Source organism: Streptomyces sp. NBC_01506 (assembly GCF_045040295.1).
In the GTDB taxonomy this organism is placed as follows: domain Bacteria; phylum Actinomycetota; class Actinomycetes; order Streptomycetales; family Streptomycetaceae; genus Streptomyces.
On record NZ_CP109422.1, the window covers coordinates 6556368 to 6572920 of the forward strand.

Annotated in this window: 18 protein-coding genes and 1 pseudogene; 10 read left to right on the forward strand and 9 right to left on the reverse strand. The window is 68.2% G+C overall.

What is annotated here, in order from left to right; genetic code table 11:
• Positions 1-5: 5 nt before the first annotated feature.
• From OG329_RS29215 to OG329_RS29240, 6 genes are read right to left on the reverse strand one after another with little or no spacing between them, the layout of a single operon-like run.
• Positions 6-1151 (reverse strand): ABC transporter ATP-binding protein, encoded by a 1146-nt coding sequence (locus tag OG329_RS29215; RefSeq protein WP_405799392.1) that lies wholly within the window; start codon positions 1149-1151, stop codon positions 6-8.
• Positions 1144-1935, reverse strand: coding sequence for a DeoR/GlpR family DNA-binding transcription regulator (locus tag OG329_RS29220; RefSeq protein ID WP_405799393.1), 792 nt, complete (start codon positions 1933-1935; stop codon positions 1144-1146). The genes OG329_RS29215 and OG329_RS29220 overlap by 8 nt, the downstream gene beginning before the upstream one ends.
• Positions 1932-3083, reverse strand: a complete 1152-nt coding sequence (locus OG329_RS29225; RefSeq protein WP_405799394.1) for an ABC transporter ATP-binding protein — start codon at positions 3081-3083, stop codon at positions 1932-1934. The genes OG329_RS29220 and OG329_RS29225 overlap by 4 nt, the downstream gene beginning before the upstream one ends.
• 8 nt (positions 3084-3091) lie before the next feature.
• The gene (locus OG329_RS29230) at positions 3092-3958 is read right to left on the reverse strand and encodes a carbohydrate ABC transporter permease (RefSeq protein ID WP_405799395.1); all 867 of its coding nucleotides are present in this window, start codon (positions 3956-3958) and stop codon (positions 3092-3094) included.
• Positions 3958-4959 carry a carbohydrate ABC transporter permease gene (locus tag OG329_RS29235; RefSeq protein WP_405799396.1) on the reverse strand — a complete coding sequence of 334 codons (1002 nt, stop codon included), beginning with the start codon at positions 4957-4959 and terminating at the stop codon, positions 3958-3960. Before OG329_RS29235 ends, OG329_RS29230 begins: the two co-directional genes overlap by 1 nt.
• A 6-nt stretch (positions 4960-4965) precedes the next feature.
• Entirely contained in the window at positions 4966-6408 is a 1443-nt protein-coding gene (locus OG329_RS29240) for an ABC transporter substrate-binding protein (protein ID WP_405799397.1), read from the reverse strand.
• Between the two features lie 144 nt (positions 6409-6552).
• Between OG329_RS29240 and OG329_RS29245 the strand changes: the two genes are divergently transcribed.
• The 3 genes from OG329_RS29245 to OG329_RS29255 all read left to right on the forward strand — a co-directional run bounded on the left by OG329_RS29245 (position 6553) and on the right by OG329_RS29255 (position 9413).
• A complete protein-coding gene (locus OG329_RS29245) occupies positions 6553-7998 on the forward strand; it encodes an FGGY-family carbohydrate kinase (RefSeq protein ID WP_405799398.1) in 1446 nt (481 codons plus the stop codon).
• On the forward strand, positions 7995-8621 hold the full coding sequence (locus OG329_RS29250; RefSeq protein ID WP_405799399.1) for a histidine phosphatase family protein: 627 nt from the start codon (positions 7995-7997) through the stop codon (positions 8619-8621). The genes OG329_RS29245 and OG329_RS29250 overlap by 4 nt, the downstream gene beginning before the upstream one ends.
• A 237-nt stretch (positions 8622-8858) precedes the next feature.
• Positions 8859-9413: a hypothetical protein gene (locus tag OG329_RS29255; RefSeq protein ID WP_405799400.1), complete on the forward strand. Its 555-nt coding sequence runs from the start codon at positions 8859-8861 to the stop codon at positions 9411-9413.
• Between the two features lie 388 nt (positions 9414-9801).
• Here OG329_RS29255 and OG329_RS29260 read toward each other — a convergent pair whose 3' ends face one another.
• Genes OG329_RS29260 through OG329_RS29270 form a run of 3 tightly spaced genes read right to left on the reverse strand, consistent with a single transcriptional unit; the run spans position 9802 to position 11045 of the window.
• On the reverse strand, positions 9802-10371 hold the full coding sequence (locus tag OG329_RS29260) for an ATP-binding protein (protein ID WP_405799401.1): 570 nt from the start codon (positions 10369-10371) through the stop codon (positions 9802-9804).
• A 6-nt stretch (positions 10372-10377) separates the two neighbouring features.
• A complete protein-coding gene (locus OG329_RS29265) occupies positions 10378-10710 on the reverse strand; it encodes a recombinase family protein (RefSeq protein WP_405799402.1) in 333 nt (110 codons plus the stop codon).
• Positions 10707-11045 carry a hypothetical protein gene (locus tag OG329_RS29270; RefSeq protein WP_405799403.1) on the reverse strand — a complete coding sequence of 113 codons (339 nt, stop codon included), beginning with the start codon at positions 11043-11045 and terminating at the stop codon, positions 10707-10709. The genes OG329_RS29265 and OG329_RS29270 overlap by 4 nt, the downstream gene beginning before the upstream one ends.
• A 221-nt stretch (positions 11046-11266) precedes the next feature.
• Between OG329_RS29270 and OG329_RS29275 the strand changes: the two genes are divergently transcribed.
• From OG329_RS29275 to OG329_RS29305, 7 genes and pseudogenes are all read left to right on the forward strand, one after another.
• The gene (locus tag OG329_RS29275; protein ID WP_405799404.1) at positions 11267-12145 is read left to right on the forward strand and encodes a helix-turn-helix domain-containing protein; all 879 of its coding nucleotides are present in this window, start codon (positions 11267-11269) and stop codon (positions 12143-12145) included.
• Positions 12142-12348 carry a DUF397 domain-containing protein gene (locus OG329_RS29280; protein WP_405799405.1) on the forward strand — a complete coding sequence of 69 codons (207 nt, stop codon included), beginning with the start codon at positions 12142-12144 and terminating at the stop codon, positions 12346-12348. The genes OG329_RS29275 and OG329_RS29280 overlap by 4 nt, the downstream gene beginning before the upstream one ends.
• The gene (locus OG329_RS29285) at positions 12345-12557 is read left to right on the forward strand and encodes a DUF397 domain-containing protein (RefSeq protein WP_405799406.1); all 213 of its coding nucleotides are present in this window, start codon (positions 12345-12347) and stop codon (positions 12555-12557) included. The genes OG329_RS29280 and OG329_RS29285 overlap by 4 nt, the downstream gene beginning before the upstream one ends.
• Positions 12558-13058: 501 nt before the next feature.
• Positions 13059-13345 (forward strand): annotated as a pseudogene (locus OG329_RS29290) (hypothetical protein); the annotation flags it as partial.
• A 28-nt stretch (positions 13346-13373) separates the two neighbouring features.
• Positions 13374-14222 carry a helix-turn-helix domain-containing protein gene (locus OG329_RS29295; protein WP_405799407.1) on the forward strand — a complete coding sequence of 283 codons (849 nt, stop codon included), beginning with the start codon at positions 13374-13376 and terminating at the stop codon, positions 14220-14222.
• Between the two features lie 256 nt (positions 14223-14478).
• Positions 14479-15336: a methyltransferase domain-containing protein gene (locus OG329_RS29300; protein WP_405799408.1), complete on the forward strand. Its 858-nt coding sequence runs from the start codon at positions 14479-14481 to the stop codon at positions 15334-15336.
• 288 nt (positions 15337-15624) lie between these two features.
• A complete protein-coding gene (locus tag OG329_RS29305; RefSeq protein ID WP_405802084.1) occupies positions 15625-16485 on the forward strand; it encodes a phosphotransferase in 861 nt (286 codons plus the stop codon).
• Positions 16486-16553 lie beyond the last annotated feature (68 nt).

Here is a 16553-nt window from a genome sequence, read left to right on the forward strand (position 1 = left end):
ATCACTCATGTCAGGGCATCTCCCGTCTCGGCGTCGAACACGTGCGTGTGCTGCGGGTCGGCGGTGACGCGCACGGTGTCGTCCCGGTCCAGGCGGATCTCCGGGCCGGTCTCCACGACGAGCGGCTGCGCGACGCCGTCGAGCGTGAGCGTGGCGATTCCGGACTCCAGGAGCGGCTCATGGGCGCTGACCGTAGCCCGTACGGTGCCGTCCGCCGCCCCGCCCGGCCCGGTGTTCCCCGTCCCGGGCCCCGACTCACCCTCCCGGGTCAGCCGCAGGTCCTCCGGACGGATGCCGAGCACCACCGCCCGGCCGACGGGTGCGCCCGCCGGGCACGGGAAGCGCACCGAAGGCCCGAGCCGTATCCACCCGTCAGGCTCCACGACACCGGGCAGCAGGTTGATCGCCGGTTCGCCCACGAAGTCGGCGACGAACACGTTCGCCGGGGCGTCGTAGATCTCGTACGGCGTGCCGAGCTGCTGGATCACCCCGTCCTTCATCACCGCGATCCGGTCGGCGAGCGACAGCGCCTCTTCCTGGTCGTGCGTGACGAGGATCGTCGTATGGCCCAAGTCCCGCTGGATTCGCTTGAGTTCACGACGGGTCGTATCACGCTGCGCGGCGTCCAGATGGGACAGCGGTTCGTCCAGGAGCAGTACGTCCGGTTCCCGGATCAGCGCCCTCGCCAGCGCCACGCGCTGCTTCTGCCCGCTGGACAGACCGGCGGGCCGGGCGCCGAGCAGGTCGGTGATGCCGATCCGCTCCGCCATGTCGGCGACCCGCCGGGCCCGTTCCGTACGGCCCTGCGGTCCACGGCCGTGCAGGGCGCGCGCCGCGAGACCGAAGCCGAGATTCTCCGCGACGGTCAGCGGCGGGTAGAGCGCGTAATTCTCGAAGGCGACCCCGATGTTGCGCTCGCGCGCCGGCCGGCCGACGACGGAGTCGCCGCCGACCAGGATGTCGCCGCCGGTGACCTCCTCCAGACCGGCGATCATCCGCAGCGTGGTCGACTTGCCGCAGCCGGACGGGCCGAGCAGACCGAGCAGTTCGCCGGAGCGCAGGTCGATGTCGATGCCGCGCACCGCGTCGACGGCGGGCCGGCCGCGTGACACGTATGTCTTGCGCAGCTCACGCAGGGCGAGTTCAGTCACCGCCCACCTCACAGACTTGGTAGGGGACCTTGTGCTCGTCCAGGTCGCGCAGCGCCTCGGCGGAGGCACCGGCGTCGACAAGCACCAGATCGAAGGCGGACAGCGGGGCCAGCTTGTGCAGGGCGACCCGGCCGAGCTTGGAGTGGTCGAGCAGCAGGACGTTCCTGGCCGCCGAGTCGAGCATCGCCCGCTTCACCGACACGATGTGCTGCTCCTGGTGGTAGGCGAAGCCCCCGGAGACGGCGGAGGTGGAGGTGAAGCAGACGTCGACCTGGAGGGACTGCACGGCCTCGACGCAACTGACACCGAGGAAGGAGGAGTGAAGGGGGTCGTAGTCGCCGCCGAGCGCCATCAGATGGATACCGCGCTCCTGGGACAGCAGATTGATCGCCTCCAAGAAGTTGGTGACGACGGTGAGCGGGGTGATGGAGCCGAGCCGGCGCGCGATCTCCAGGGTGGAGGTCGAGTCGTCCAGCATGACCGCCATGCCGGGCTCGATGAGGCCGAGCGCGTGCCGGGCGACGGCCGCCTTCTCCTGGTGCATCGCCTTGAGCCGGAAGGCGACGTTCGACTCGAAGACGCCGGACGGCTGCGCGGTCACCCCACCCCTGAACTTCCTGACGATTCCCTGGCGTTCCAGCTCGTCCAGATCGCGGTGGATGGTCATCAGGCTGACGTCGAACCGATCGGCCAGCTCGGCGGCGGTGCCCTCGCCGCGGGCGAGGACGTACTCGGCTATCGCCGCCTGGCGCGGGGCGGGGCCGCGCTGCTGCTGGGTGCTCATCTGCTGATCCTTCGTCCTGGACGCTCCGGCCGGTCGGCCTCGAACAGGAGCAGGTTCTCAGGCTGGACGCGCAGTCGCACCTGGTCGTCCGTGCGCAGGCCGGCCGCGGCGGCGCGCGGGGCGACGAGCGACAGTTGGCGGGAGCCGGGCCCGGAACCCCGCCCGGAGCCGAGGCGGACGGTGACCTCGGTGGCGCGGCCGAGGACTTCGGTGACGTACACGGTGCCGGTCAGCTCCAGCGCGCCACCGTGCGCCTCGCCGAGGGTGATGTCCCTTGGCCGTACGCCCAGTTGTACGGCGGTGCCCGGCGCCGCCGGTATGTCCACCGGCAGCTCGAAGCCGCCGGAACCGCCCTCCGCACCGCCCTCCACCGACCCGAAGTGCCCGCGCTCGGTGACCGTCCCCGGCAGCAGATTGATCAGCGGGCGCCCGAAGGCGCGGGCCACGAAGGTGTCGTACGGCCGGTGCCAGATGTCCTCCCGGGTCCCGGTCTGCACGATCCGCCCGTCCCTGATCACTCCGATCCGGTCGCCGAGCGCCAGCGCCTCCACCGAATCGTGCGTGACATACAGCGTGGTGGTGTGCCGGACGTCGCCGATGGCCTTCAGCTCCGCGCGCATCGCCTGGCGGAGCTTGGCGTCGAGATGGGAGAGCGGTTCGTCCAGCAGGAACGCGCGGGCGGGCCGTACGAGCACCCGGCCCAGCGCCACCCGCTGCCGCTGCCCGTTCGACAGCGCACCCACCGGGCGCTCCAACAGGTGCCCGATACCGAGGAGTTCGGCGATCTCCTGGATCCGGACCCGGGCCTCGGCGGCGGGCAGCCGGTATTTGGGCGAGCGCAGCGGTGAGGCGAGGTTGTCGTAGGCGGAGCGGTGCGGATACAGCGCGTACGACTCGAAGCACATGGCCACGCCCCGGTCGTACGGCTCGACGCCGGTCATGTCCCGGCCACCCAGCTCCACGGTGCCGGAGTCGGGCTCCTCCAGACCGGCGACGGTCTTGAGCGTCGTCGTCTTGCCCGCGCCGGACGGCCCGAGCAGACAGAAGAACTCGCCCTCGGCGACGTCCAGTTCGATGCCGTCGAGCGCGCTGGTGCGCCCGTACGACTTGTGGACGCCGCGCAGCGCGATCGAAGTCGTATCGGGCACGGCCGGGGTCATGACTTCACCGCCCCGAACGACAGTCCCCGCACCAGATACCGCTGGATGGTGAGCGCGAGCAGCAGCGGCGGGATCACCGACACGAGCGCGGCGGCGGCCGTCAGATTGTACTTGGGCCGGTCGCCGCCGAGGAACGACAGCGCGCCCACGGTCACGGTCTGCGCCTCCGACGAGGTGAGGATGAGAGGAAAGACGAAGTTGTTCCACGCGAAGATGAAGGCCAGCAGGGACACGGCGGCGATGCCCGGCTTCACCAGCGGCAGCGCGACACGGAAGAACGCCTGCTTGCGGGTGTAGCCGTCGAGCAGCGCCGCCTGCTCCAACTCCGGTGACAGATCGGCGAAGTAGGAGCGCATGATCCACACGATCAGCGGCAGCGTGACCAGTTGCAGGACCCAGATCATGCCGACGTACGTGTCGAAGAGACCGAGCTGCTGGTAGAGCACGAACAGCGGGATGATCACGGTCAGTTCGGGCGCGAAACGGAACGACAGCAGCGTGAACATCAGATTCTCCGAGCCGCGGAACCGCCAGCGCGCGGCGGCGTACGCGGCGGGCAGCCCGATCACCAGGGAGAGCCCGACCGCCCCCAGCGACACCACCAGACTGTTCACGAAGAACCGCACGAACGGCACACCCTCGTCCTGACCGGCGCCGAGCACCGTGCGGTACGAGTCCAGGGTCGGGGTGAAGGAGAAGTAGGTGCTGAACAGTTCGTTCGCCGGTTTCAGCGAGAGGATGACCATCCATACGACGGGAAAGAGCGCGAAAAGGAAGTAGAGGATCAGCGCGCCGTCGGCAGCGATCCCCAACACCCGCCGCTTCCATGCCCCGTTGGGCTTCGTGCCCGGCTGACGCTTCATCACTTCGGCACCTCCGCAGCCCGGTTCTGGATCCGGCCCAGATAGCGCACCAGCACCATCGCCGCCAGATAGACCACCGCCCACAGCACGATCATGTAGCTCAGCCCGAACGAGTAGCGCTGGAAACGGATCGCCTCCAGATACGCGCGGATCTGGAGCACCACCGTGGAATCGCCGGGGCCGCCCTCCGTCAGGGCGTAGATGATGTCGAAGACCTTCAACGAGTCCATGAACCGGAAGATCACGGCGACCAGGACGTACGGCCACAGCATCGGCATCGTCAGCTTGCGGAAGGTGAACCACCAACCCGCGCCGTCGACCGCCGCCGCCTCGAAGGGAGACGCGGGCAGCGAGCGCAGCCCGGCGAGCGCCAGGATCGCGACGAACGGGGTGTAGACCCACACATCCACGGCGATCGACGACAGCAGCGCGCCGGTCGGGGTGTCCGTCCACTGCACCCCGCCGAGACCGAACGGCCGCAGCAGATAGTTCACGACCCCCACCGACGGCTGGAGCATCAGCTTCCAGATGATCGCGGCGATCACCGGCGCGATCATCAGCGGCAGGATGAGGACCTTCTCCAGCACCCGCCCGACCAGGGTCGAGCGGTGCAGCAGCAGCGCCACGGCGACGCCGAGCACCGTCTCGACGGCGGCGGCGCCGACCGCGTACAGCACCGTCACCCACGCCGAGTCCCAGAAGGAGGAGTCGGTGAAGATCCGCCGGTAGTTCTCCAGGCCCACGAAGTCCGGCTGCGGCTTGCTCGCCGCGAAGTCGAACACCGTGTAGTACAGGCCGAGTCCGAAGGGGTAGAGGATGCCGCCGGTCAGCAGGAGGGCGGGCACGATGAGCAGATACGGCCGCAGGGTGCGCCGCCACTTCGGCACCACGCGCTCCCCGTGGTTCGCGGGCCCCGTGGCCGGCGCCTTCTCAGGGGCACCGGCCACGGCCGCGTCGTCGGGCGAGGCCGCCCCGTGATCGGCCTCCGTCGACGAGGACATGGGGCGTCACCCGACCTTCGGGGCCAGATCGTCCGCCAGGCCGTTCAGCACCGGCCCCGCGCTCTTGCCTCCGTAGATCTCCTGGAGCGCCGACGCCCAGCTCGTGGTCGCGTCGAAGAACTGCTCCTGCGGGGTGAACTGGATCCGCGTCTGGTCCTGCACGGCCTCGAACGTCTCGATGAAACCGGGGAGTTCACTCATCTTGTCCCGGTACGCGGGGTCGTCGCTCACCGACTTGCGCACCGGATCGATGTGGTTGTACTCGATCGCGCCCTTGCGCAGATGCTCCTTGCCGGTGGCCCACTGGAGGAACAGCCAGGCGGCGCTTTTCTTCTTGCTCTTGGCGTTCATCCCCAGCGACCAGATCCACATGTTGGTCGCGAGCGACCCGTCAGGTCCCTTCGGCCCCGGATGGAACGCGATCTTCCCGGCGGCGGGCGAGGCACCCTTCACCGCCTGGAAGTACGCGGCGGTGTCCGCGTCGAAGAGCATGCCCGCCTTCTTCGCGCCCAGGTCGCTGGAGCACTGGTACCAGGTGTACGACGTCCACGACGGCGGCCCGCCCTTCTTGACCATGTCCGCCCAGTCACGGGTGAACGTGATGGCCTCGGGCGAGTTCATGGCGGGCTTCAGGCTCTCCCCGTCGACCGTGAAGTCCTTGAGCTTGTAGCGGGAGAACATCGTCATGAAGCCGGGATGGATCGTCGCCCAGCTCCGCGAGCCGCGCACCGCGACCCCGTACATCCCGTCGAAACCGGCCCCCGGCGCCTTGCGCTTGATGGTGCCCGCGAGTTCGCGCAGCTCGTCGAAGGACTCGGCGGGCCGCAGCCCCAGCTTGTCGAAGACCTCCGTGTTGTACGCGACGACGTTGGCCTCCCAGCCCCACGGCAGCGCGTACTGCCCGCCCTGCCCGAGCGGCGTCCCGGGCTTCAGGGACCACTGGGTGCCTTCGAGGAGACTCGGCAGGAAGTCGTCCTGGTCCCATTCGGCGCCGGTGGCCGACTCGTTGCGCATCCACGGGCCCAGGTCCTCCAGCCAGCCCGGCGGGCCGTACTGCCACACCATGTAGGCGCCGAGCATGAAGATGTCGTACGACGCCCGGCCGCTGGAGAGGTCCACGGTCAGCTTGTCGAAGTAGTTGTCCTCGGGGAACACGTCGTACTCGACCTTGATACCCGTCTTCGCGGTGAACGCCTTGAGGTCGGCTATCAGCGCGTCCGTGTACGGATGCTTGTTGAGCAGCGCCTTGACGGTCGTGCCCTTGTGCCGCTGCCAGTCGAAGGACCCGGTGACGTCGTCGGCCGCCGATCCGTCGCTCTTGCTGCCGTCCCCACCGCCGAAGCCTGCTCCGCAGGCGCTCAGCAGCGGGACGGATGACGCCGCCGCGGTGAGCGCGAGAAACCGCCGACGGTCGTGCCCGAGGTGCCCGAACTGCCCGTGCATGTCCATCCGTGACCTCCACGGTCCGGCCAGATAACGCGTTCCTTCGAGTGGTTAACAGAGCTTGGAACAGCGGTAGTTGCGCGTCAATCCCTCGCGCATCGCTAAATCTCGGTGCAGAGTGAGAACTTCACAGAAGGAGCCGATATGTGGATGGGTATCGATCTCGGTACACAGAGCGTGCGTGCGGTACTCGTCGACGACGCCGGGGCCATGCACGGCAGCGGAGCGGCCCCACTGGGCGGCAGCCGTGACGGGGTACGGCACGAACAGTCGCCGGACGAGTGGTGGCAGGCGGTGCGCACGGCGGTCGGCGCGGCGCTGCGGGACGTGCCGCCCCGTACGGTGCGGGCGCTCGCCGTGTGCGGCACGTCCGGCACGGTCCTGCTCACGGACGGCGCGGGCCGCCCGCTCACCCCCGGCCTGATGTACGACGACGGGCGCGCCACGGCCGAGGCGGCGCTGGCGCGCGAGCGCGGACTGCGCGTCCAGCCGACATGGGCGCTGCCGAAAGCGATGTGGCTGCTGCGCCAGCACTCTTGGGGGCCGGGCGTACGCCTCACCCACCAGCCCGACTTCATCGTCTCGCGGCTGGTCGGCGGCCGTACGCCCACGGACTCCAGCCACGCGCTGAAGACGGGCTACGACCTGATGACGGACGCCTGGCCGCACGAGGAACTGGCCGCGCTCGGACTCGATCCGGGCCTCTTCCCGGAGGTGGTACGCCCCGGCCGCAAGCTCGGCGAGGTCGACGCCGAGGGCGAGGCGGCCACCGGCATCCCGGCCGGCACCCCCGTGATCGCGGGGATGACGGACGGCTGCGCGGCGCAGATCGCCTCCGGCTCACTGAGCGTCGGCTCCTGGAACTCGGTGCTCGGCACCACGCTCGTCCTCAAGGGCGTCACCGCCGCCCCCGTCCACGACGACACCGGCGTGCTCTACAACCACCGTGCCCCGGACGGCGGTTGGCTGCCCGGCGGCGCCTCCGGCGTCGGCGCGGGCGCGCTCGCCCGAGCCTTCCCCGACGCGGACCCGGCCCGCCTCGACGCCCTCGCCCCCGCACACGAACCGTCGACCGCGCTCGCCTACCCGCTGGTCGCGCGCGGCGAACGCTTCCCCTTCCTGGCCCCCGACGCCGCGCCCTTCCTCCTCGGCGAACCCGCCTCCGACGCCGACCACTGGGCGGCGCTCCTCCAAGGCGTCGGCCACACCGAACGCCTCTGCCTGGACTACCTGGACCACCTCGGCGCCCCGCAGGACGGCCCGCTCACCTTCACCGGCGGCGGCTCGCGCAGCGCGTACTGGAACCAGCTCCGTACGGACATCCTCGGCCGGACCGTCCACATCCCCCGGCACAGCGAACCGGCGCTCGGCATGGCGGTCCTCGCCGCGTACGGCGCCGGCGCCGCGCCCGCACTGGCGGACGCGGCCAGGCGCATGGTCGGCCTCAGCCATGTCCTGCGCCCGGACCCGGCGCGTACGGCGCGCTTCGTGGAGCCGTACCTGACGACGGTCGACGAACTGGAACGGCGCGGCTGGCTCCCGTCACCCGTCGCCGCCCATGCCCGCACCCGCGCCCACGCATTGGAGACCTCGTGAGTACGACCCTGCTGCTGGCCCGCCACGGCCAGACGCTCTGGCACGCCGAGAACCGCTACGCGGGCGTGAGCGACATCGGCCTCACCGACGAGGGCCGGGCCCAGGCGGTGAAGCTGGGGTGGTGGGCCGGGCGGCAGGCGGCGTCGGGCGTCGGCATCGACGCGGTGGTCACCTCGACGGTGCCGCGCGCGATCGCCACGGCGGAGCCCGCCTGCCGGGCACTGGACCTCGTACCGGAACGCGAACACGACCTGCGCGAATGCGACTTCGGGGTGGTGGAGGGCCGCACACTGGCCGAGTTCGAGGCGGTGGACCCGACGGCCGCGGCGGCCTTCCGCGCCGACCCGGTGCTGAACCCCTTCCCGTCGGCGGAGGACCCCCGCACGGCCGCCGCCCGGGGAACGGCCGCGCTGCACCGGATCGCGTCGTCGCACGAGGGCGGCCGGGTGCTGGTCGTCGCGCACAACACCCTGCTGCGGCTGGTGCTCTGCGAGCTGCTGTCGATCCCGCTGAGCGACTACCGCAGGGTGTTCCCGCGCCTGCGGAACGCGGCGGTGAGCGAGATCCGCCTGACGGGCAACTCCACGGCGCTGCTGTCGTTGAACGTGCCGTGCGAGTCGTAGCCCTGAGTGATTGCCGCGTAGTAGAGGGTGGAATTCTTGGATGATTTCCAAAGGGCGACACCAAAGGGGATACAAAGTCACGCCCGACATGAATGGTCACCGGTGGGGATGGGTGGTGTGCTGCACCTGTGGGCGCACTTACATCGTGTCTGGCACGCCCAAGAACGCGGGCGATGAGGCGAATCGAATCGAATCGACCGGTTCGCCCGCCGCCATCAGCACTGAAAGAAGCGCTCTGTGTCCGAGCGGAGTTTCATCCTTCGTCTCAACCAGCCTCTGACCGCTGAGCAGGCCAACGCCTTCGACCACTGCGACGCCTTCGCAGACGGATCTGTGTCGTACGTCCTCGGCCCTGAGGACCCGAGTCAGTTCGCGGTTCACACGGACCCCGCCGAACTGAGCGAGGTGTCCTGCGACATCGAGGCGCCCTCGCTCCTCGACGCGGTCGCCCAAGTGGCCCATGACATCCGGCTCATCCCGGGCCTGCGCGCCGTCGGCGTCCGCCACGACGACACGGTGACCCTGGGGGAGGCGGCGCAGCGCTGCGACCGTAGCGAGGAGTCACTCGCGGCACTGCCAGGATTCCCGGAGCCGCTGCCCGGTCCGCCGGGGGCGACGGTCTTCTACTCCTGGCGTGAGATCGCGGAGTTTCTGCGGAGTATCGGCGACACCGTCCCCGAGACACCTCGCGAACTCGCCGTGGCGGACCAGGTGCTGCGCCTCGCCCACGAACTCGAAGGTCTTGAGGTGCCACCTGGCACCCTGCGCGCATTGGGCCTGCCGACTGCCTGAGCTTGTTCGTTCTGGCATTTCGACTCATCGATAGCCTGCGTCGTCATGACGCGAACGTAAATCCTGCCGATACTGCTGGTGCTCTGCGGCTCAGTGGTGGCGACCGGGCTGGTCTTCGGCGGGAGCGCCGGCGAAGCCGCAGTATTCCTGCTGGCGTTTGTGCTGCTCGCGGTCGTGCACTCGCCTCTGGTCTTCCCGAGATCAACCGGTGCGCCAAGGGCACAGAGCCGCAGCGCGGTTGACGGCCGGCCGGTCGTGTCCCGCCGGGAGAGCGGTTGCGTCGCGGCCCTGCCCATATCGGTGCGGCTGTGGGCGTGCTTGACACTTTCGTCCACCCACGTCCTTGTGGTGCCTGAGGAGCCATCCCCGCTCCCGCGCGGTGCCCAAGTCAGTCCAGTGCGCGTAGTGCGTCCAACACGCGGTGCATGAGGGCGGTTTCGACGTGTTGCTTTGCCCTGCCCGGAGGTACGCGCAGGTGTTCCGGGGTGCGGTGGGGGAGGGGTGGTACGTCGGTGGTGAGGCACGGCGGGTGAGGCAGGGTGAGTTCCGCCCAGACGATTTTTCCGCCGGTGGGGGGCCGGTGGGTGCCCCACCGTGTGGCGAGCGTCTGGACGAGGAGAAGTCCGCGTCCGCCCTCGTCGTCGGTGGTGGGGTTCTTGGCGGCGGGGGCTGCGCGACCGCTGTCCCAGACCTCGACGTACACGTGCGTGGCGTTGAGGCGGAGCTGTACGCCGATGAGGTGTTGGGTGGTGACATCTGCCCAGGTGGGTTTCGGTGTCTGTGGCCCGGTGGCTTTGACGGCGTTGGTGGTGAGTTCGGAGACGACGAGCAGTGCGTCGTCCATGACGTCGGTGGCGCCCCACCAGCGCAGGGTGCACCCGGTGAAGGCGCGGGCGCAGCTCACGGCGGTGGGCAGGGCGACGAGGGTCAGCCGGTCCCAGGCGCGGAGAAGTGGCATGGCGCGCTATGAGGCGTCGAGGGTGTGGACGGTGGCGCGGAGGCTGGATTCGAGGCGGGAGAGCAACACGCGTTGCAGGGCGCCGCTGTGTCCGAGGTGGTCGAGGGACGGTACGAGTACGTGCTGGGCGCCGGTGCGTCGCAGGGTGTTGACCAGGGTGGTGAAGGCGTCGAGCTTGCCGCGGGCGAACTCGTGGTGGACGGCGATGAGTTGCAGGCCGTGGGTGTGCGCGTAGCGCTCCATGACCTCTTCGAGTGTGGGCGCCTGGCGGTAGGCGGCGTCGGAGAAGACACGCAGGTATCCGTAGGCCGGCGCGGGGTTGTTGGTCGTGTCGTTCACGGTGCGTCTCCGGTTCGGATGACGGCGGAGGCGAACCACACCTGTCCGCGGATGGCGTTCTGCAAGGTCTGTTGAGCGGTGGTGCTGAGGGAGTGCTGGGTGTTGAGGTGTGGCCAGGACGGCACGACGACGTTGCGGGTGCGGGTCCATCGGCAGGCGGTGACCAGGGCTTCCCAGGCGGTTACGCGGGTCCAGGTGTGCTCGGTGAAGACGTGCGGCGGCGCGAAGCCCTGGTGGTGGGCGAACGCGGCGATGTCCGCGCGTAACCGGTCGATGTCCTGGTCGCTCAGGCCGGGCAACGCCCGTACGTACCCGTAGATCAGCGGATTTTTCACAGCAGCGCACACTCCGTCGCCGAGCCTGCGATCACGGAGGGTGGTCGCGGCGATCTCTTGGGTTAGCGAGTGAAGCACCGTCAAGGCCGGTTATGCAAGACTACATTTCTTGGGATTCGAACAATACTCATCGAATGAATGTCTGACATTGCGGATCGGGGACGGTGGGGCTTACGTTTTGGATGAAAGGGTGTTCTGTATCGAAGGAAGGTGGTGTGCGCGTGACCGTACAAACCACGGGTTCGACGGTGCCGCGTCGACAACTCGGGCGGCACTTGCGCGAGTTGCGTAACAAGGCGCGGTTCACCGTCAGGGCGGCGGCCAAGGAACTGGAGTGGTCGGAGCCGAAGATCTGGCGCATCGAGACGGGTCAGACGTCACTGCGTAGCCTTGACGTTGAAGCGATGTGCAAGGTGTACGGGGCGCCGCCGGAGTTGACCGAGGCATTGATGGGGCTGGCCAAGGAGACGAAGGGGCGCGGCTGGTGGCACTCGTACGGTGACGTGATCCCGGAGGGCTTCGACCTCTACATCGGGCTGGAAGAAGCGGCGGAACGGCTGTCTTGGTATGAAGCGGAACTTGTGCCTGGCCTGTTTCAGACCCCGGACTACGCCCGCGCGCTCATCACGCGCTCGGACCCCGACCGGGACGACGACGAAGTTGAGCGACGCGTCCACGTACGCATGACGCGGCAGGCGCTTCTCACCAGGGTGACGGCGGCGCCGAACGTCGACGTGGCGCTCAACGAGGCCATTCTCCGCCGCCCCGTTGGTGGCGTGAACGTCATGACGGAGCAGCTCGAATACCTGGTTCAATTGAACGAGTTGGGCAACGTGTCTGTCCGCGTCGTGCCGTACTCGGCCGGCTTGCACTCTGGGATCATGTCCGGCCCGTTCGTCACGCTGCGGTTCCCGGCCACAGGCCGGGGCACGGAACCACCCACGGTTTACGTGGAGGGCTTTACTGGAGCGCTCTATCTCGACAAACCCAACGAAGTCGAACGGTACGACGGGGTGTTCGAATCCATCTGGGGCTCGACACTTGACGAAGCGGGGAGTACGAGACTCCTCAAGCAAGCAGCGAGGGAGCTAAGCAAGTGAACAGTGCCGACCTGACAGGTGCGGTCTGGCGCAAGAGCAGCCGCAGCAACGGAGATGCCAACTGTGTCGAGGTCGCGTTCCTCAGCGAGGGGCGTGTGGCCATGCGCGACAGCAAGGATCAGGGCAACGGCCCGGCGCTCGTCTTCACTCCCGGCGAGTGGGCCGCCTTCGAAGGCGGCGTGCAGGACGGCGAGTTCAAGTGAACAGCGCCGACCTGACAGGTGCGGTGTGGCGTAAGTCCAGCCGCTCGGCGGACAACCACCAGTGCGTCGAGGTCGCGTTTCTCGGCGATGGCCGGGTGGCTATGCGTGACAGCAAGGATCAGGGCGACGGCCCGGCGCTGGTCTTCACCGCCGGCGAGTGGGCCGCCTTCGAAGGCGGAGTGCAGGACGGCGAGTTCAAGCACCCGTAGCAGCCGCCGTATCAAGAGGGCCCGATCTCGTCGGAGGTCGGGCCCTTTTGCGTACGCCGTGGACTCCGCGCAGGCGAAGGCGGCAGCCTGACTACTTGGGCTCGTGCTGGATGCCACCCATCGGAGGCAGGTCTCTGCGCCGGCCACGACGGGAACGGCGGACACCTCGGGGCTGTCCCATGGGTGGTGTTCCAGGAGGTGCGCTTCGAGGGCCCGGTACGGGTCGCCCGCGTCTTCATGAGGAGTTGCCACTCCTCGCCCGTACCGAACTCGGCGTGGACAGTGTGTGATTGACCGCCACGCCCGGGAGTTGGCTGACCGCTCGTCAGGACGGAGATGGGTCGCCGTACCCGAGGCCGCCCTCGGGCCGCACCATGTTCTCGTAGACCAAGTACCGCATATCCGGCCCGCGCTGATGCGTGCGTGCCCTTGACGTCGATGCCTCACCGCCGTCAAGCTCGTGCAAGTTGACGTAAGCCAACTCGATACCCGGAGGCAGCCATGGCATTACGGTTCATCGGGATTGATCCGGACACAGGGCAGCAGGGCTCCCCCACCATCTGGGTGGACCAGGAGATGCGCGACTCGTATGGCGTCGGCGATGAAGCCGAGGACTTCGAGAACTGGAGGCGTACGGGACAACGTGACGTGGACCCCGCTTCCAATCCGGGGAGCAAGTCCACTGGCTGCCCAGGGTCCGCACCGAACCGGCCGTGGCCCGACTGGCATCCGCCGCGTTCGAGGCCGTGTGGGAGCGAGGCGTCCCGCACGAGAAGTACTCGGTCCGATCCAGTGAAACTCTGAGACAGGGAACTTATGTCCGCGTCCCCCTCGTCCAGCGCTCAGGGCGCCCGCGAAGTCCTTGCCGCTCGTCTCGGAGAGCTGCGCAGAGACGCGGAGTTGACCGGTCATGACCTGGCCCTTCGGTGCGGCTGGAGCCCCGCGAAGTCGTCGCGCATCGAGCGGGCCAAGACGCCGGCGTCCGATGCCGATATCCGCGCGTGGTGCACCGCGTGCGGTGCGGAGGACCAGACCGCGGATCTCGTCGCGGCGAACCGCCAGGCCGATCAGATGTACGTCCACTGGAAGAAGCTCCACCGGCACGGGATGCGCCGGGCACAGGAGGAAGTCGTCCCGCTGTACGAAGCGACCCGGCACTTCCGCGTGTACTGCTCGAACGTTGTGCCCGGCATGCTTCAGACCGAGGCGTACGCGACCGCTCTGCTGTCCACGATCGCCACCTTCCAAGGCACCCCGGACGACTCGTCCGAGGCTGCGGCCTCGCGCATCGAACGGTCGCATGTCCTCCATGAGGGTGGCCACCGGTTCGCGTTGCTCATGGAAGAGACCGTGCTCCGATACCGCATTGGCGACGCCGAGACGATGGCCGGCCAACTGGGGTACCTGCTCGCGGTGATGGTGCTTCCGAACGTGAGCCTTGGCATCATCCCGTTCTCGGCCGAGCGGCGTGTATGGCCCCTGGAAGCGTTCTATCTGTTCGATGACCGCCGGGCGAGCGTCGAACTTCTGACGGCTGCCGTGAACGTCTCGGCTCCAAGCGAGATCACGACTTACGCCAAGGCGTTTTCCCAACTGGCGGAAATGGCCGTTTACGGCCCCGATGCCCGCGCCCTCATCACTGAGTCCGTCGACTTCCTTCAGTAATCCGCATGCAAGCTCATGCAAGAACGTGGACTGGCGACTGCCCTGCTCCGTAGCGTTCTTGGCACAACCAAGCCAGCAGCAGGAAGCGAGGGGACCATGAGCAAGAAGGGCGGAGACCACTCCGGCAAGCCCGACACATCCGACAGCGACGGCCACCGCGACAAGCCGCCGGGGCAGACCCGACCGTACGAGCCAAGTGAATGATGGTGAGAGTGCGCCGGAAGGCGCGTTCCGACTGTCCACATCATCCTCTTCCATGCCGTCGATCATGCTCGAAATGCTGGGCCTGCTCGATGTGCGGGAGGGGCAACGAGTTCTGGAGGTTGGCACCGGGACCGGCTACAACGCCGCCTGGCTGGCTCACAGACTGGGCGAAACCAACGTGACCAGCGTGGAGCTGGACGCGTCGGTGCTGTCCTGTGCTGTGCGGAACCTGAAGCGGGCGGGATTCCACCCGACCGCAGTTCTCGGCAACGGTCACGACGGGCACCGGGGCGGTGCACCGTACCACCGCGTCATCTGTACCTGCACTATGCGGGATATCCCGCGAGGGTGGTTGGAGCAGTGCCCGAACGGGCGGATTGTCACTCCGTGGGGCAGCAGCTTCTTCAGCGGCTCGTACGCGACGCTCGAAGTGGTGGAAGGGAAGGCTCAGGGGACGTTCTCCGGCTACCCGGCTTTCATGTGGGACCGCACGCAGCGGGCGGGGGCGGGGCGCATCTCGGATCTGCACAACCAGGAGGAGGGGGAGCGGAGCCGTACCGACATCGCGCCGCAGAACGTGATCCAGGACGATCCCGCGTTCTTCACCGGCCTGAGCGTGACCGATGCGTGGTACCGGTGGTGTGAGGCGGACGACGACAGCGGAGAAGCCACGCTGTGGTTCATCTCCGACGACCGGAGATCATGGGCAACCGTCGAATACGTTCCCCACGCGGAGACGTATGAGGCGGAGCAGTATGGCCCCCGCACGCTGTGGGATGAAGTGCGAACGGCGTTTCTCGGTTGGCATGAGCTGGGGAAGCCGGAGCGTTCCCGCTTCGGCCTGTCGGTCGACGGCGACGGGCAGCGGGTTTGGCTGGATGACCCGCGTAACGTTGTCGGCCGCGAGTAGATCCTGATCGACGTGGGGAGTTGTCATGCAGCAGTGCCCGTTGTGCGGTGGTGGCGCGGAGCGCGATCCGGAGCACTGCGGGGTGATGCGCTGCATGTCGTGCTGGGAAGTGTGGGTACTGCCGGATGATCGACCGTGCCCAGGCGTGGGGCGGGGCGTACTCGCCCCCGCTCTGCGGTTGTTGGAGGAGTACCGCGACTTGAACCGCTGAGAAGGGCGAGACGCGGGTACCGGCGAGGGCTGGTTGGCATCGCCCTCGCTCATCCGTGCCAAGATTCGAGGGTGGAGATGACCGACGTCACGCGTGCGATCGCGGCTGCGACTTCGGTCGCCGCAGCGCTGGACCTGCGGGCCAATGATGCGATCGTTCTCCACAACTCGAACAAGCTGGCACTGCGGCTGACGCCGTGCGACGTCTTTGCCCGGGTCGCCCCTGTGGGACAAGAGGTCGCACAGTTCGAAGTCGATCTCGCTCAGCGGCTCATCGAGGTCGGATGCCCGGTGTGTCCCTTGGAGCCTCGGGCGGACCCGCGTGTGTACACGCGCGATGGCTTCGCGGTGACGCTGTGGACCTACTACGAGCCCGTGACACCTCACACCTCACCGGTCGATTACGCCAAGGCGCTGGAGCATCTGCACGCCGGCATGCGCAAGGTCGATATGCCGAGCCCGAGGTTCACGGACCGGATCACGGAGGCCGAAGAAGTCGTCGCCGACCCGGATCGCTCGCCGGAACTCACCGGCGCGGACCGCGTGTTCCTCGGCGGCAGGCTGGCGAGCCTGCGACGAGCGATCGACGGCCGCGGCGCCGTGGAGCAGTTGCTCCACGGCGAGCCGCATCCAGGCAATGTGCTCAGCACGAAGAACGGCCCGTCGTTCATCGACCTTGAGACGTGCTGCCGTGGACCCGTCGAGTTCGATCTCGCCCATGTTCCCGAGGCGGTCTGCGCGCACTACCCAAGCGTTGACCAAGAGTTGCTGGACGAGTGTCGGCAGCTCGTTGTCGCGATGGTCGCCGCGTGGCGTTGGGAGCGTGGCGACCAGTTTCCGAACGGGAGGCGATTCGGAGAGGAACTTCTGCGCTTGCTGCGCGAGGGCCCTCCTTGGCCGACGCTCGACACAGTGACGAGGCGACTGGACGGTCGGTAGAAATCGCGCCGGTGCCGAAGGCGGCCTGGCGGACGGCGAGTTCAAGCGTCCATGGCGTCGCCGCATCA